Raw genomic sequence first — 18,140 nt, 5'->3', positions numbered from 1 at the left:
CGGCGGTCATTCCCTTTTTCCAACATTTTCCATGCAACTTTTTTCACAAGAGAGATTGTGAGGGGTCTTATGATGTCCAAAAAATACAAACTAACTAATGAAACAAAACAACTGAAAGATAAAATTACACAAAAAATTACAACGCTTTATCGCATTCAGGCTTTAAAAAGCTTTTCTGATGTCAAGGCTGGTCAACTCGGTGGCTTTATTGAAAAGGAAGAAAATCTTTCTCATAACGGTCTTTGCTGGGTTTATGATAATGCATTGGTTTATAAACATGCCCGTGTTTATGACAATGCAAAAATACGAGGCAATGCGCAAATTTGTGGTCTTGTCTATGGCAATGCTCAGGTGCATGATAAGGTGTTTATTTCTCAATATGCAAAAATTTATGACAATGCATTTGTTTATGATAGTGCGCATGTGGCTGGCTATGTTTATGGCAAGGCTCGTGTCTATGGCAATAGTCGCGTTTCAATTGAAGCCCATGTTTATGGCAATGCGCATCTTTTTCATAATAGTTATCTTTTTGAATATGCAAGGCTTTATGGCAACGCTAGAGTGTTAGGCTCTGCTTGTCTTTTTAGCACTGCGCATGTTTATGGCTATGCTGTTGTTAATAGCCGTGCCAAAATTTATGGCAAGGTTTATGACTATGCAAAAGTGAGTGGCTGTGCGCAAATTTATGGCTCTGTTTATGGTAAAGCTCAGGTTTCTCATACTATCAAGGTCTTTGGTCGTGCTTGTGGGCGTGCAAAACTGAATCGAAAAAGTGAGATAAGAGAGGTTCCCAAAAATAAGGAGGTTAATAAGAGCGATATTCTTATAGAGATTATTGATACTGAAGAATAAACAATAAATGCGGGGGGCGTTGGTTTTATACCATTTCAAAAGACAAGAGTGCAAAAAAGAAAGCCGTGCCATTTTACGTGACGCGGCTTTCATGTCTCAACTCTAATGGAGTAATAAATGCATATATACAAAACGTATTATATTACAAGCTTTGTATTCGCTTTATAAAAACTTATCCAAAATAATATAAAGGAATGATTATGAAAGCGTTCTTTTAGATCATCACATTTAAATGAAAAAACATGTTAGCTCTGTGATGGTTTAAAACCTATTCGTAACATAACAATGCCCTCATTTTTGAATTGAGTAAATTTCAAAGAAATTACATTCTAAAATCAAAACGCTTTGTAAGTTATATCAAGTCAATCAAAAGCAAGCGTTGGTTTTTAAAACAATCTCTCATAAAACAAAAAAACAGCTATAGAGCTCTCCTTTAAACATCTGCATTTAATGATGTTATCTCTCAACTTCTCTCTGCTTATGAAAAAAGGTGCCCTCATTTTTGAAGGGTCTTTAATCACTCAATCCAAATTGCATTTATTACTTTAAACCTATTATCAAAACAGCGTTTGATACGTGTTTTGCGTTCTATCATTAAAAGGATATCGCTTTCATAAGAGATAATATGGTGGCTATCTACCGTTTTCTAAATTTTTAGTAAGCGTTATAAAATCGATTGTCTTTAAATCCTTTTATGCGATTCTCAATGAGTGAAAATCTATAACCTTATAACAGCTTCAAAACGATTAATTCCTTTTTTGCTCAAAAAAGAGCAAAAGCCATATTATTCTTTACGTCTATACAATTATGTTATGATAAAAACGTCTTGTACAATTTATGAGATGTTATGACTGATAACTGCTTTGCATTTCATTTGAATGCTCTCATGTGTTATAACATTGGCATCATGATTTGCTTTTTATGCTCTGTTTATAGATGGCTATTGTTTGTAAAAAATGGTCAATTAAATTGTGCATAAAAGTGTGGATTCTTAAGTGGATTCATATAAAATAAATACATATAAGCTATTGAATATATTATATTTTTCAACATTATACGTTGTCGCTCCAATTCATGCTTCTCTTTCATTAATTCTGCTTCTAATTTCGCTCTTTCCTGACGCATATACAGATCTATCTGCTTGCCTTGTAAATCCATCTGTTGCATTTGCGCTTTTGTCGCAATGTCTTGCTGCTTTTCTTGCAAATTCATTTCCTGTTCTGGATTCATTTGCTGCTGCTGTTGTGCCATCTGTTGTTGCTGTTGGAATCTTTCACTCACGCGATTGAGTAACGACGCAGGTAGAGGCGAATAACGCAACAAATCAAGCATGATATCTGGTGTAATGGCATTTTGAAGCAACGGTAACAGCTGGGTGATAATACCGAAGGTACGTTCTTTCTCATTCGGGCTGGTCGGTGCATCATCAACAACAATATCATAATCTACACTCATCACTGCTTCACGGGTTAAGGGAATATATTGTGCATTCTCTTCCCCTGATATCCTCACCAAACGACCATCTGACAAATAATTCTGAATCAAATGGAGGATAATCTTTCCTTGCCGCTTACGATACAAACGTAAGCCATCAAACAAACAAGCAAGCAGATTGAGACTTGATTGACGCCTTTGTGCTTCAAGAATACCTGCTTGTGTCACTTCCCTTGTGCCAATAAATTCAGGTGATAAACCCGTAACCTGATTGATTGCCTCCTTTGCTTCATTAAACAGCTGGAAAAAACCTGCTGGAAACTGTGCTACAGGTTTGGGTTGGATTTTACCTTGTGCCAATGCGTTAGGTTTAGTCCATGTAAGACTGTCTGCTCTTGCAAGACTTCTTGCCGCCTCTGCCTCATTCTCAAAAGCCCCCCGCTCTGCCATGATACCACCCTTGGATTGGCTATTGAGAATATACATAATCTGACTAAAGTACTTATTTGCCCAACGTTGCGGGTCTTTTGTCGGTCGCACAACACCATAAAACTGCCGGTTGATCTTATCAAAATAACCGGTAATACACTCCCAACCCAATTGACCAGCAGGAACGAGCGGTTGATCAGGCTCTAACAAAAGCTTCCTGCCCAAAAAGGCGCGTTTCACAACCTTTTTATTGAACTGAACCCCTTGAATATCCGGCATCATACAACAAAGCTGTTCAAATTCCTCCTTGCTATAATCACGAAGTTCTCCTGTCTCTAAATCAGGTGCCTTGTAAGCGGTTTCGTGTTCAAACCAACGGCATTCAACAAGCGTGACCATTCGTCGACCGTTCTCAACATCAACGCTTTTCTCATCACTGTAATATTCAAGATCATTATGGTGCACCCCTTCATAACCAACACCATCTCGTGCCCAATCTGCATTCAGTTCTGTCCAATGGGATTTTGGAAACATTTGCCTTGCAACTTCCAAAGGCTTGCGGTCAACATACCACATCCGTTGCGCATCGGTTAAATTTGGTTGAACAGAGGCACTGTCCCAAACCATTTTCAACGGGTCTAAACGCGTGATAACCGGCTCCCCATCAGGATTATTCTCATAATCAAGCCGTGTATCGGTCCACCCCATTCCACAAATGACAGCATCCTGAAAAGCATCGGAATCGGCATATTCTGCGTGTGCCATATCACGAAACCATTCCGCTGCTCCGGTAAGCAGTTCACTTGGCAACGCCTTGCCTATTTGTCTCGGAATAAACTGCACTTCTCGTTTGTTATTGCGTTCAGAGCCTACAACTGCATTCACAAGCGGGGCAATCCGGTTAAAGGTCATAACAGGGCGGCGTTGCTCTTTTAAAACCGATAAGTCCTTCTCATTCCACTGATCACCATTGTAGAAAGCAAAATCTTCACGCGCATGTTCACGCCATTTATTCACATGCTCTAAATCTTCTTTGTACCAACTGACAAGCTTGCGAAACAAACAGTCACTGGACAGATCAGAAGCCTTGCCGTCTTCCTGCTTTAAACGCTCGTCATCTTGATCTTGCATCATTCTGCCATCCATGAGGTGCTCTCATATTCTCTTTTACTACTATAGGCTGCTCGTTTCTGTCTTTCTGGTGGTGGTTCATAAGCAACACACATTAAGCCAAAGGCATCTGCCCCATGACTTGCCCAATCATGCTCTGCGCCCAAACCAATATTGCGCTTCTCATCCCATTTCTCGTGATACCAATTCAGTGCTTTGCGCCCTGCTACGGTCGTCTCTTCATTAAACCAAATTGACGGTAATATCCGTCGCACTGCCTCTATACGCATCTTTACAGCACCGGCTCCCTGATTGGGAATAACCTGCGTTTCAAAACCGGCATCATTCAAGGCGCTCTCAAAACTCACATTATGCACACGGTCTCTTGTCGCACCATCATGGGGTAACACCATCAACGCCTTCTCATAGCCATTTTGACGCAACCAGCCTATGTGTTCCGATAACGGCTGCCCCTGTGCTTCGTAATAATCAAGGACCCTGATCTCACGACCTACAAACTGTGCTATCCAGATTGCCGTCGCATCTGCCTTGGCGCCCGTGCCGCCAATATCCCAAAAAGCGCGTATTTGCATCAATAAGACATTGATTTATAATAATAATTCACTGTTTTGCATGTTGAATGAGACCCCCGAATATTCTAAGATTCTCTCATCTCAAACCTGCTTATGCTGAATCAATCAAAATCATCCCCTTGCACGTCACAAGTGGGATTAACGTGTGGATAGAAAACATTTAGAAAGGAGTAAAAATGCCTTTAATGAATCGTCTTAATGCAAGGGCTGTCGCAACATTGGGGGCTGGCAAATATAATGATGGTGCCGGCTTGGTACTTCATAAGCGTAAAGATGGGGGTGCTCAATGGATTTATCGATATACCATTCACGGGCGGCGTCGTGAGATGGGCTTGGGTGCTTTAAGAGATGTCTCTTTAAAACAAGCCCGTGAATTGGCAACCCAATGGCGTTTTGTTATTCGTGATGGTCGTGACCCCATTAAAGAACGTGAGAAACAAAAACGTGAGGCAATGCGTAATCTCCATTATTTAAAAGATATTGCTTTGGATGCTTTTGAAAGTCGTAAAGCAGAATTAAAAGGAGATGGTAAAAATGGTGAGTGGTTTTCACCTTTAAAACTTCATATTCTCCCTAAATTAGGTTGTCTACCCGTTTCAGAGATTACACAAACCGATATACGCAATACGCTTGCCCCCATTTGGCATACAAAAGCTGGAGCAGCCCGTGCTGCACTAAATCGTCTTAATATTTGCCTCAAACATGCTGCTGCATTGGGTTTAGATGTGGATCTACAAGCAACAGAAAAAGCAAAAGCTCTTTTAGGCAAACAACGCCATAAAATGCAAAATAGACCAGCAATGGATTGGAGAGATGTTCCGTTTTTTTATAAAACACTTTGCAAAACACCAACCCTAACACAATTGGCTTTGCGTCTGCTTATTCTGACAGGCGTTCGTACCTATCCTTTGCGTCATATCCATAAAGATCAGATTGAAGATGATATATGGACTATCCCAGCTGAAAATATGAAAGGAAGGCGTGATACAACAAAAGAATTTCGCGTGCCTCTATCAACAGAGGCATTGGAAATTTTGAAACAAGCGCGCTTGTTGTCGCGTAATGATTTCTTTTTCTCTGCAACCGGTCGCGGTCCCCTTGCTGTTAAGTGCATGTCACATTACATGCAAAGAACTGGACTTGATGCTTGCCCTCATGGATTTCGATCTAGTTTACGAGATTGGCTAGCAGAAACAACCGATGCCCCTTTTGAGGTAGCAGAAACCATTCTAGGTCATGTGGTCGGTGGACAAGTAGAGCGTGCTTACCGTCGTACTGATTATTTAGAACAGCGCCGTGTTTATATGGATAAATGGGCTGCCTATGTTACGGGGCAATCTTAAAATATGGGGTCTTGTACCCCATTTTTACTTCATTATCTGTGGATAACTTTCTCTCTTCGTTTACTCATTTTTGCTCAATAAGATTCATAAATTATCAAATGAGAAAATACATCATAAAGTACTGTTTTTTATGATTAAACTTACTTTCAAATCTCAATAAAATATGGTTAATAAATACTTATGATTTGTTACTATTTTTAGATTGAAAGGATTTAGTTATGACTGAACATGATGTTCTTCTTACAGACCGTGAAAGTGCAAAATTATTGCATATAAGCGTTTCAACATTCCGTCGCCATGTCACCAATGGAGCTTTACCAAAGCCCTTAAAATTTGGTTCTTTATCACGTTGGTTAAAATCGGATCTGTTGAATGTGATTGAAAAAGCCAAAACGCAACGTCAACATCTCAGTGATGTGGCATAAAAAAACCTTGTCACGTAAGGACGGACAAGGCTTTCTCAAATTATCGTAAATTGAAAATAGCAAAAACCGTCCTGTGACGCAACGTCTAAGGATGCGAAAATGTATCATTTTATAAATGCTCGGGGCATTACAAATGCCTTGCGGGGTGTCTGGTATGGTGCTTATGGACTTGCTCGCTGCCCTGCTCATGATGATCAAGTGCCTAGTTTATCCCTTGCCAATGGAAATGATGGGCGTCTCTTGCTTTATTGTTATGCCGGCTGCTCTTTTAAAGAGATCTTACAAGCTCTTAAGAACATTGGTCTTATCAATACACAAACATGTTTTGATAAAACTTATGATTATAGGTTGTCTCTCTCAAAACAGTTTTGTTGTGAAGATAACAAGGCAAAACAGAAAGCAGAGAGAGCACAAAAGATTTGGAAGCAAAGTCAACCAATTAAAGGGACCATAGCAGAGCTTTATTTACGCAAGCGTGGTATCACTTGTAACTTGCCCCCCTAGTTTACGCTTTCATAGCAAATGCCCCCATCCCTCTGGGAAAGCCATCCCCGCGTTGGTTGCTCTCGTTGAGGGTGGTGGCTCCTTTGCAATCCATAGAACCTTTTTACAAGACAATGGATGCTTGCTGCCCGTGCTTATCGCCAAGGCTTTGAAGTCTTGATGATGCAAGCTCCCGAAGGAGCTGATTTTAATGATTTTTTACCCTTTGAAAGGAATATCTTATGGACCACAAAAATAAAACTGATTTAACCAATAAAAATGGCAATACTTCTTTAAATGATACTGATAACGATAACACCCCTGTCTCTTTAAAGGAGCATCCCTGTTTACAAGCCATCCCTTATGAACAGGCTTTGCAACAAATGGGCTGGGGTGAATTAAAACCGATTAACACCGCTCTTTTACCGGTCGAGCCTTTTCATGCTACACAAGTTCCATTGGTCTTGGGAAGGTATATTTATGATATTGCTAACCATCAACAATCCCCTGTCGATTTTGTGGCTGTCTCTGCTATCTGTGCTTTAGCAACCGTGATTGGCAATGGGGTTCGTATCGCTCCAAAACAGCATAGTAATAATTGGAAGATTGTTCCTAATCTATGGGGGATGATTATTGGTCAACCTTCTGCACGAAAAACACCTGCCATGCAAGCCGCTTTAACACCTATCGCTCACCTGCAAAAAGAATGGTATCAAGAATGGAAAAAACAAAAAAAACGTGCAAAAATTAAAGAAATCCTTGAGGAGCTCAATCAGAAAGAAAAGAGAAAACAAGCTTCTAAAGCTCTTAAAAAAGGAGATTCTGAGGCTGCCAATGCTCTTTTGTCGGAAACCCTTTCTAAAGACAATGAAAAAGATGATTGCCTCTCTCGCTTTATTGTCAATGATGTGACCGTCGAAAAGCTTGGGGAATTACTCAATGAAAACCCGCGAGGATTATTGATGGTTCGTGATGAACTTTCTGGTTTTTTAGCAAACTTGGAACTTAAGGAATATCAAACAGACCGTGGGTTTTATTTACAAGTTTTTAATGGGGATCAACTCTATACCTATGACCGTATTGGACGTGGAACGATTCATATTCCCAATGTAATGCTTTCAATGATTGGGGGAATACAACCTTCTCGGATTATTCCTATCATTCAGGCAATGCTTTCTGGAAAAGCAGATGACGGTTTATTGCAACGGTTTCAAATGATGGTGTGGCCGGATGAAAACCAAGAGTGGGAATGGAAAGATAAAAATCCCAATCAAGAAGCCTATCAAGAATATGAAAAGGTGCTTCGTTCTTTTTATGACAAACCCTTGGGATCACCTAAGCACCCACGGATCATGCGCTTTGCTGCTAATGCTCAAGAATTGTTTCGTGAATGGTGGGAAAATCATCATAAAGAAATCAAGGAAAGCAAAGTTTCTGTCTCTTACCAAGCGCATCTTTTAAAAATGCCAAAAACCATAGCAAGCCTTGCCCTCATTATCGAACTTGTTGAGGATGGGCGTTTTGAGATCACTTTGCCTTCTCTCTCAACAGCCTTGCGTTGGTCAAACTATCTGTTAAGCCATGCGAAACGGTTTTATACTGCGGGCGATATCTTGGTAAAGGAGCGTGCAAATTTGATTATAGAGCGCTGTAATTGCTTACCTGAGGTTTTTACTGCTCGTGATATCTACAGACGCTGCTGGGCGCATTTAAAAGACAAGGAAGCGGTCAAACAAGCTTTAGAGCTTTTATGCCATACAAACCACATTCGCAAAAAGTTTATAACCCATCAGACAAGTAAATCGAGTACCTACTATGAATGGCATCCTTTGGTAAAAAACGAGAATGCAAGGCAATAAAGCGAATGAACAAAAGATGATTTTAAAGAGTGCTGGCAAAAGAGAAAGATATGACCTGAATGAATAACCATAACTCAGGTCATATTCTTGTCGGTCGTTGTCGGTTGATTTACCCCCCTCATTTTAAAAAACACCTTTTAGCAAAAAGTAAAAAACATTACATTTCAATATGTTATGATATTTTTACAAAAAAACCATCCCAATAAGATGATCTGTATAGAGAATTAATGGGAATAATTGATCAAAACTTGTCTGTATTTGTCTAAAAATTGAACTGACACCATTTATGATTTTTGTGATCATAAAACACTTCAAACTATTTATTTTGATCTCTTAAAATACATATCGAATTTGTTTTTATTAACACAAAAACGAATAGTAAATTTTACTACTTTGCTGTTTATAGGCTGTTTATAATTGCAACTTGTTAAATTTTTTTGAGGGAATTGATAGGTTTTCGCGCCATTTTGGTTTATTGGGTACTCGATATTTGTTCTAAATGTATTTATAAAACGCCATTACGATTCTTACGATGTTAATGAGTCAATGTCATAAGGCAATGGAGTTTATTGAATAATGTCTCAAACCCTCAATTTTGATAATAAACAATCCTCTTTACGCGCTCTCTTACAGTCTTATCGTAATAAAGCACAATCGCCCCGTGAATTAGGAACTCTTTTCGAAAACCTTGTCATGGCTTATTTGACCCATGACCCGCTGCAATGCCAAGAATACGAAAAGGTTCAAACCTATTGCGATTGGGCTAAAGAGCGTGATGAAGATGGTCGTGATATTGGAATTGATTTGGTTGCTAAAATCCGTGATCAAGAAAGCTATGCTGCCATCCAATGCAAATGCTATGACGCCTCTTATTGCATTAAAAAAGAAGATATTGATAGCTTTATTGCTGCCTCTGGAAAAAAGATCTTCTCCCGTCGCATTCTTATTGACAGCACTGAAAGTGATTGGAGTGATAATGCTTCTCATACCTGTGAAGGACAAGAAATCCGTATTCAACAGATTAATCTGTTTGATCTCGAAAACAGTCAAATCGATTGGAGTGCCTTTGAAGAAAAAGGGGATGTTGTTCTTAAAGAGCAAAAGAAGAAAAAGCTTTTAGATCATCAGATAGAAGCACTGGACGCTGTTTGTGAGGGTTTAAAAGAAGCAGACCGTGGCAAGCTGATTATGGCTTGTGGAACAGGTAAAACATTTACAAGTCTTAAGATAGCAGAAACTCTTGCTGGTCAAGGCAAGCGTGTTTTGTTTTTGGTACCTTCTCTTGCTCTTATGTCACAAACCATCAGAGAATGGACAAGCGATACACAAGTTCCGTTGCGTTCCTTTGCTGTGTGTTCTGATACACAAGTTGGCAAGCGGCGTAAAAACCAAGAGGATGCTGCTGATTTTAACGCATCTGATCTTGTCCTACCTGCTACAACAGATGCAAAAGAGCTTGCTAGCAAAGCCAATAAAATTTCATCTGATGTGATGACTGTGGTGTTTTCGACTTATCATTCCATCCAAGTGATATCCGATGCACAAAAGAACTATGATTTACCTGAATTTGATCTAATCATTTGCGATGAAGCCCATAGGACAACGGGCGCTGTATTGGGTACAGACAACAGTGAATCAGAGTTTGTTAAGGTTCATGATAACAGCATTGTTCAGGGCAAAAAACGTCTCTACATGACCGCAACTCCAAAGATCTTTACGGATAATGCCAAGAAACAAGCCAATGAGATTAATGCCGTGCTGGCTTCTATGGATGATGAAGAGCTCTATGGAAAAACCCTTTACACTTATACCTTCTCAAAAGCCGTTCAGAATGATCTTTTAGCACCTTATAAGATTATTGTCTTGGGTGTGAATGAAGAAGCAGTCGCTCAATCCATTCAACATCTTATGACCGATGATAATTATGAACTTATTCTTGATGATAAGACCAAGATTGTAGGCTGTTATCAAGCTCTCAGTAAAATCGATTTGAAGGTTGATTTAAGTGATGACCCTAACCCCATGCGGAGGGCTTTGGCTTTTTGTAAAGATATTAAAACCTCTGAACGCATTCGTGATACCTTCAATTCTGAAGAAATTCAGGATGAATTACGGACTCTTTATGAAAGCTATAAAAAGACCTCCCCTCTTCATTGTAAGTTTGAACATATTGACGGAAAACAAAGTGCAAAAAAACGTAATCAAGTCCTTGATTGGTTAAAGGAAGATGCGGGGGGAAATACCTGCCGTGTGTTAAGCAATGTTCGTTGTCTTTCTGAAGGTGTGGATGTTCCTGCTCTTGATGCGGTGATGTTTTTACACCCGCGCAAAAGTCACGTCGATGTGATACAAGCGGTGGGACGTATCATGCGCCGTGCCAAAGGCAAAAAAAGAGGCTATATCATTCTACCGGTTGGCGTCCCTGCGAGGATTTCTGCTGAACAGGCTTTAAGACACAACAAGAGATACAAGGTTGTCTGGCAAGTAATCAATGCCTTACTTGCCCATGATGAGAATTTTGAGATAACCCTGAACCAGATGATTTTAGGACAAGATGTAAGTCATACCCTAGAGATTCTTGCCTTAGACAGTATGACTGCGGTTGAGGATAAAATCTCACTCTATGAAAAATCAGAAAGTGTGGGATTAAAGATAGGAAAACCCGCCTATGAACCTGCTCAAAGTGTTGGAGTACAAACAAGATTACCCTTTTTTAAAGAGTTCCGTAATGCTCTGATAACCCTTTTAACGAAGAAATTTGCCATTACGGATTATTGGGAAAACTGGGCTGGCAATGTTGCTGAGATTGCGCAAAATCATATCAATCGCCTGCAAAACATGCTTGCTGATGAAAAGAGTGAAGCCTTTCATGCCTTTCATGCGTTTCACGAGGAATTACAAAACAACTTAAACAGTGATATCAAGCAAGAGGAAGCTGTTGAGATGCTCGCGCAGCATCTTGTCACGCGTCCTGTGTTTGAAGCTTTGTTTGATGGCAATCAATTTGTCCAAAATAATGCCATCTCGCAAGCAATGGAAAAGATCTTAAAGGAATTAGACAAGACAAATATTGAAGAAGAGTCGAAGGATCTTAAAGAATTCTATGACAGTGTAAAATTACGTGCCTCTGGGATTACGACCCCGCAAGCAAGACAAAACCTCATCATCACTCTTTATGAAAGTTTCTTTGCCAAGGCGTTCAAAAAGATAACGGATAGGCTTGGCATTGTTTATACCCCTGTTGAGGTTGTGGATTTTATTATTCATTCGGTTGATGATGTTTTACGCAAGGAATTTGGCAAGAGCTTGGGTTCACGGGGTGTTTCTATCCTTGACCCCTTTACGGGAACAGGTACCTTTATCACAAGGCTTTTGCAATCTGATCTGATAAAACCAGAGGATATGGAATATAAATTCCGTCATGATATCCATGCCAATGAGATTGTTCTTTTAGCTTATTATATTGCTGCCATTAATATTGAATCGACTTATCATAGTCTTATGAAAGGAGATTATATTCCCTTTAAGCATATTGGTTTAACCGATACGTTTCAGATGGTTGAAAAGCAAGATCTGATGAAGGGTTTACTAGAGGAAAACAGCGCCTATTTAGAACTTCAGAAAAATCTGAATATTGAAGTTATCTTTGGCAATCCTCCTTATTCCGTAGGGCAAAAGAATGAGAATGATAATGCCAAGAACACTCCTTATCCACTTTTAGATAACCGTATTCGTGAAACCTATGCTGCTCACTCAAAAGCAACTAATATACGGGCGCTTTATGATAGTTATATTCGTGCCATTCGCTGGGCAAGTGACCGTATTGATAATGCTGGGGTTATCGGTTTTGTTTCTGGTTCTGGTTATATGGAAAAGTTAACAATGAATACCTTGCGACAATCTTTAACCAAGGAATTTACCAGTATTTATGTGCTTAATTTACGAGGAGATATTCGCAAAAACATGTTAAGCGGTGGTCGAGCTCAAGAAGGCGAAAATGTTTTTGGTAATGGTAGTATGACCGGTATTGCCGTAACATTATTTATCAAAAATCCCAATGTTTCTGGAGATTGCAAAATTTACTATCATGATATTGGTAATAATCTTACGACAGAAAAGAAACTGTCTGTACTCAAGTCCTTTGGTAGCATTGGTGGTATTACGCAAAAACAAGAATGGAAAATCATTACACCAGACGAACACGGAGATTGGATAAATCAACGTGATGACAGTTTTAAAACATTCCTAGCTATAGGTGTTAAAAAGGGGCATGATAAAAAGCTCTTTGAGACTTATTCTTGTGGTCTAAAAACCAATCGTGATGCGTGGGTATATAACTCAAGTCGTGAATCTTTAGCAAACAATATGAAGAATACGATTACGTTCTATAATAGCGAAGTAAAACGTTTTAATAAAACCTATATACATTCTGACCGTAGAACACGTATCAATGCTATAAACAATTTTGTTAATTCGGATGCAAAAAAAATTAGTTGGAGTCGTGCACTGAAACAAGAGTTGGTAAAAGGAAAAGTTTTTGAATTTGAAGAAGTAGATCTCACACAAAGTTCGTATCGTCCTTTTACACGACAATGGCTTTATTATAATCGTACTTTCAATGAAATGGTTTATCAAATGCCGCGTATATTCCCGATAGGAAAAGCCGTTGATAATAAGGTGATACAAGTTACAGGTTTAGGAGCACGAAGTGGCTTTTCTGTTTTGATGAGTCAAAATTTACCTGATTACTATGCAATAGATACTAGCCAATGCTTTCCACGCTATATTTATGAAGATGTTACGGTTTTAAAAGATAAAAACAAAAAACAAACTCATTTATTTACAAATTCTACAGAAGAAACCAAAGCTGCTGATTTACAACGCCATGATGCCATTACTGATGAGGGACTAGCACATTTTAAAACAGCTTATCCTAATGAGAACATCACTAAAGATGATATCTTCTATTATGTTTACGGTCTCTTGCATTCAGAAGATTACCGTGCTCGCTATGCTGATAATTTAGTGAAAGAACTCCCTCGCATCCCTTGCGTAAAGAGCGCTGAAGATTTCTGGGCATTCGTTAATGCGGGTCGTGAATTAGGCAATTTACACGTCAATTATGAAACGGTAGAGCCTTATCCTGTGACCTTTAAAAAAGGCAATCCAAAACTTACAGATATCTCTAATCCTGAGAAATTTTATTACGTTACAGAAATGAAATTTGCAAAAATCAAGAATAGTAAGGAAAAGGATAAAACTACTGTTATTTACAATAGCAATATCACGATAACAGATATACCTAAGGAAGCTTATGAGTATATCGTGAATGGTAAATCTGCTCTTGAATGGGTTATGGGGCGTCAATGTGTAAAGGCTGATAAAAAGAGTGGCATTGTTAATGATGCCAATCGCTATGCTATTGAGACCGTTGGAAACCCTGCTTATCCATTGGAATTATTCCAAAGGGTTATTACGGTAAGTTTAGAAACAATGAAGATTGTTAAGAAACTACCAAATCTAGAATTAAGAGAAACTGAATAGACTTAAGACTTATGAAGCATGCCAATCTCATAAGGGTATAGATCTTATAATCATCATCTATATTCTCTTATTAGCTTGCTTATGTACAATCTTAAAAGGAATGATTTACCATGCGCTATTCTAAAAAGAGAAGCCTTGCACTTTTAGACACTCTCATATTGCCTTTAAAAGATTATATCGCAATCTCAAATGATGCCTTTCATATCTCTTAAGTTCTCTTTAAAGAGAATTATGCGTATGAATAGGTTGTCTTTATCAATAGAGATTGTTTTTTGAACAATTGATAAGACTTAATATATTGGAATATAATGTTTTTTATCTTTTTAGTGTTTTTTTCTTTACAACACAAAGTTTCAAAACTCAAAACCCCATTCAAATTGATAAGTTACTCTTTATAACATGCTTCATAACCATTTCTTGTCTTTTGAAAGGCTTTAAAGGATTATATACCCTCTCATAAAACATGATTTAATTATTCATTAAAATCATAAATGCTGTCTGTTCAATTTTTAGACAGATACTGACAGGTTTTATTCAATTGATATCATTAATTGTCTATATAAATCATCTTATTGGGATGGTTTTTTTCTCAAAACTTACTAACATATTGAAATATAATGTTTTTTACTTTTATCGAAAAGTTTTTTTAAAAATGAGGGGGTAAAATAACTGCTAATCACTGACAAGAGACAAAAGCCCATAAAAAGGTATTTTGATAATGATATAAGAATTCAAAATGTTTTTATAACAAATCAAAACCGCATGATCATATTATCCTTGTTTTATGAAAATGATGCGGTGGCTATAGAGAATGAATCAAAACAATAGATTTGAATCAAAAGCGCTGATTATAAAGACGCGGTCTCTATAAAGCTGTTTAAATTACAAACCTCTTATAAAAAATTCACAAAAATATTCACAAATTATCTCATAAAAATAATGATGCGTTATAAAGTTAAAAATAGGCATTATGAGAGCGTTTTTAGTTATTATGATGTTTAAAAGAGAAAAATAACGCAATTGCGTAATATAGAGTCAAATAGATGCAATAAAACAGAAAATATTCATAAGCATATGACGCATATTTATACATAATGGTATAAAAAATAATTATAAAAAACACAAAAAATAATAAAAGATAGTTGACAATAAATACGTATTTTGTTATATAAATACTCAAGTGATTGAAAAACACTGAAACAGTAAGCGAATGGATCACGTAAGATCTTTTCCATACTTTTTAAAAACTGGCTGTCTTTTATGCTCTTGTTAGTATATTAAGATTCTGTCGGGTGTGCTTACACCATACAATACCCTTATTAGGGAAAAGTGTAAGCAACGGACTTACTGCCGTGTTTTTCAACACCCGATGCCCTTATAGGGTTGTTAATGAAAAACATCTAATCAGTAAGGATTTAATTATGAAATCTACAGTTAAAAACACCCCCGTTATCTCATCCAAAAAATATGAATTCACATATGATATGCAATGCGTCAATGGTCACTTATTATACCGTATACGTGCTTTAAAAGACTTTGCTGATGTCAAAAAAGGTGACCTTGGGGGGTATATCGAAAAGGAAAGTAACCTCTCTCATGATGGGGACTGCTGGGTTTATGATCAGGCTCGTGTCTTTGAAAAGGCTCGTGTTTTTGGAAATGCAAAAATAAAAGGTTATTTTGTCGACGTTTATGGCAAGGCAAAAATTTATGGAAATGCGATTTTCGAAGGTCGTACAATAAAAGGCAATGCAAAACTTTATGGCAATGCCCATGTGCAAAATGCTGTTGCAATTGAAGGGAATGCAAAAATTTATGATAACGCCTCTGTAACGAATTATGCCCATGTTTCTGATGATGCTGTCATATGTGATAATGCCCATGTCGGTGGCAATGCAAAAATAAGTGGCGCTTCTCACATTTGTGATGATTCCCGTGTCTTTGATGATGCCGTGGTTTGTGGGGCTCTTATCTCAGGCAATTCTTATGTACATAGTGCCGCCTCTTTAACTTCTGATGATCATATTTGGGACGAGGCATATCCCGAATTGGGTAGTGAAGATGATTACTATCGTCACGAATATTATGATGATTATGGTTATGATGATGATTACGAATATGATTGCAATTCTGAAGATGAAAATCAAGCTGCATAAATAACACCGCGGGTGCGGCGGGGGCGCCCCTCTCTAGACTTCATTCAAATTTTATTGATTATTAAGATTGGGAACTTACCTATGACCACTATAAATGTATCTAAAATTGTATCCAAAAAATATGAATTAACAAATGAAACCCGTGTATGTGCTAATAGCACCCTTTATCGCATTCGGGCTTTAAGAGACTTTGATGATATTAAAATTGGAGAGTTAGGTGGCTTTATTGAAAACGAAGATAACCTCTCTCATGATGGCAATTGCTGGGTTGGTAACGAGGCATGTGTGTATAATAATGCCCATGTTTCTGATAATGCGAAAATTTTCAATTATGCTAGTGTTTTCGATAATGCAACGGTCTGTGACAATGCTAAAGTTTTTGATTTTGCAAGTATTTATGACAATGCAAAAATTTATGATAATGCCTTGGTTTATGGGGATGCTTTTGTTTACAAATATGCCCATGTTTTTGAGAATGCTGCTGTATGTGATAAGGCTGTTATAAGAGATAAGGCAAAAGTTTATGGTAATGCCTTTGTGAGTTGGTATACCCGTATTGAAGGCAATACAAAGCTCTCCTGTGTATCTAAACCTTGTGACAATGTTTGTGTTGATTTACCCATAACAAAAAAATATGAATTAACAAATGAAAGCTGCATTCGTGATGGGGTTACTTTACACCGCATTCGCGCATTAAGAGATTTTGATGATGTCAAGGCTGGTCAATTGGGTGGTTTTATCGAAAATGAAAGCAATTTATCCCATGATGGCAATTGCTGGGTTTATGATAATGCTACCGTTTCTCGTGATGCCCGTGTGTATGAAAATGCAAAAATATATGGCAATGCCCTTATTAATAGAAATGCTTGTGTTTATGGCAATGCCGTGGTTCGTGATAAGGCATGGGTTTTTGGAGGCAATGCCCATGTTTATGACAATGCGCAAATTTATGACAATGCTATAGTGCGTGGTCAAGTTTATGGCAATGCCATGGTTTGTAATAAAGCCAATATCCTTTATGAGGCAAAAATTTATGAGAATGCAAAAATTTCTCATAATGCGTATGTGAGTGGTTTTATTTATGGAAATGCAAAAATCTCAGGTTCTGCTCGTATTGATTGGTATGCTCGTGTTTATGATGATGCTTTCATTGATAATAACGCATATGTTTGTTATTTAATAAAAATTTCAGGCAATGCCGTGGTTAATGGCAATCAAAAAATTTATGAAGATATTGGTAAAATAACAAAACCATAAATAAAGCAACGTAAATAACAGGCGTTGCGGGGGCGCCTGCTTTCCAAATCTTTCATTTCAAATCTCATATTCTATAAGGATTGTTCCTATGCAAAAGAAATTTGCACTTACAAATGAAACGCGTCTCTTTGCTAATCACATACTTTATCGCATTCAGGCTTTAAAAAGCTTTTCTGATGTCAAGGCTGGTCAACTGGGCGGCTTTATCGAAGATGAGAGTAACCTTTCTCATGATGGCAATTGCTGGGTTTATGGTAATGCTCTGGTTTTAAACTCCGGTCGTGTTTATGAGAATGCTAGGGTCTATCATAACGCTATTATTGCTGGTTATGTCTATGGCAATGCAATCGTTCTTGGTAAATCGATCATTTATGACCATGCCCATGTCTATGGCAATGCACAAATTTATGATCACGCCCGTATCGTCAATCATGTTCATATTTATGAGAATGCTCATAGTCACGGCATTGTTATGATTTTAGAAAAGACTCGTGATGATATTGAAACAAGGTCTTATATCGAATTGCTTTCCAATAATGAAATAAAAATCATCTGGCTGCGTAATAAAGCCTTTTTAAACATTTAGAGCGCCGCGGCGGTCACTCCATTTTTCCAATATTTTCCATGCAACTTTTTTCACAAGAGAGATTGTGAG

At 37.9% G+C, this 18,140-nt stretch carries 9 protein-coding genes and 2 pseudogenes; 9 read left to right on the top strand and 2 right to left on the bottom strand.

Annotation, left to right across the window (positions count from 1 at the left end; genetic code table 11):
• The first annotated feature begins 72 nt into the window (after positions 1-72).
• Positions 73-852 carry a hypothetical protein gene (locus tag LNM86_RS03640; RefSeq protein ID WP_241438905.1) on the top strand — a complete coding sequence of 260 codons (780 nt, stop codon included), beginning with the start codon at positions 73-75 and terminating at the stop codon, positions 850-852.
• 960 nt (positions 853-1,812) lie between these two features.
• On the opposite strand, the gene bgtI is transcribed toward LNM86_RS03640, so the two are convergent.
• Together bgtI and LNM86_RS03630 are read right to left on the bottom strand one after the other, a co-directional pair.
• Complete coding sequence (gene bgtI / locus LNM86_RS03635; RefSeq protein WP_241438474.1) at positions 1,813-3,861, bottom strand: BaGTA-type gene transfer agent portal protein BgtI; 2,049 nt, start codon at positions 3,859-3,861, stop codon at positions 1,813-1,815.
• Positions 3,846-4,421 (bottom strand): annotated as a pseudogene (locus LNM86_RS03630) (PBSX family phage terminase large subunit); the annotation flags it as partial. The pseudogene LNM86_RS03630 and the gene bgtI, both read right to left, overlap by 16 nt.
• A 173-nt stretch (positions 4,422-4,594) precedes the next feature.
• Between LNM86_RS03630 and LNM86_RS03625 the strand changes: the two are divergent.
• From LNM86_RS03625 to LNM86_RS03590, 8 genes and pseudogenes are all read left to right on the top strand, one after another.
• The gene (locus LNM86_RS03625) at positions 4,595-5,761 is read left to right on the top strand and encodes a tyrosine-type recombinase/integrase (protein ID WP_241438473.1); all 1,167 of its coding nucleotides are present in this window, start codon (positions 4,595-4,597) and stop codon (positions 5,759-5,761) included.
• A gap of 218 nt (positions 5,762-5,979) precedes the next feature.
• The gene (locus LNM86_RS03620; RefSeq protein WP_241438164.1) at positions 5,980-6,186 is read left to right on the top strand and encodes a helix-turn-helix transcriptional regulator; all 207 of its coding nucleotides are present in this window, start codon (positions 5,980-5,982) and stop codon (positions 6,184-6,186) included.
• 99 nt (positions 6,187-6,285) lie between these two features.
• A pseudogene (locus LNM86_RS03615) lies at positions 6,286-6,841 on the top strand (DUF7146 domain-containing protein); the annotation flags it as partial.
• A gap of 70 nt (positions 6,842-6,911) precedes the next feature.
• Positions 6,912-8,528 carry a YfjI family protein gene (locus LNM86_RS03610; protein WP_241438472.1) on the top strand — a complete coding sequence of 539 codons (1,617 nt, stop codon included), beginning with the start codon at positions 6,912-6,914 and terminating at the stop codon, positions 8,526-8,528.
• 576 nt (positions 8,529-9,104) lie between these two features.
• A complete protein-coding gene (locus tag LNM86_RS03605; RefSeq protein WP_241438471.1) occupies positions 9,105-14,072 on the top strand; it encodes a DEAD/DEAH box helicase in 4,968 nt (1,655 codons plus the stop codon).
• Positions 14,073-15,493: 1,421 nt separating this feature from the next.
• Positions 15,494-16,228 (top strand): hypothetical protein, encoded by a 735-nt coding sequence (locus LNM86_RS03600; protein WP_241438470.1) that lies wholly within the window; start codon positions 15,494-15,496, stop codon positions 16,226-16,228.
• Between the two features lie 81 nt (positions 16,229-16,309).
• Positions 16,310-17,485 carry an LbetaH domain-containing protein gene (locus LNM86_RS12830; RefSeq protein ID WP_308219227.1) on the top strand — a complete coding sequence of 392 codons (1,176 nt, stop codon included), beginning with the start codon at positions 16,310-16,312 and terminating at the stop codon, positions 17,483-17,485.
• 88 nt (positions 17,486-17,573) lie between these two features.
• Positions 17,574-18,071: a hypothetical protein gene (locus tag LNM86_RS03590; RefSeq protein ID WP_241438469.1), complete on the top strand. Its 498-nt coding sequence runs from the start codon at positions 17,574-17,576 to the stop codon at positions 18,069-18,071.
• The last annotated feature ends 69 nt before the right edge of the window (positions 18,072-18,140 follow it).

The organism is Bartonella machadoae, from assembly GCF_022559585.1.
GTDB classification, from domain to species: Bacteria; Pseudomonadota; Alphaproteobacteria; order Rhizobiales; family Rhizobiaceae; genus Bartonella; species Bartonella machadoae.
The sequence above is the reverse complement of the archived record's forward strand: the minus strand, read 5'-3'. Positions and strand labels throughout refer to the sequence as shown.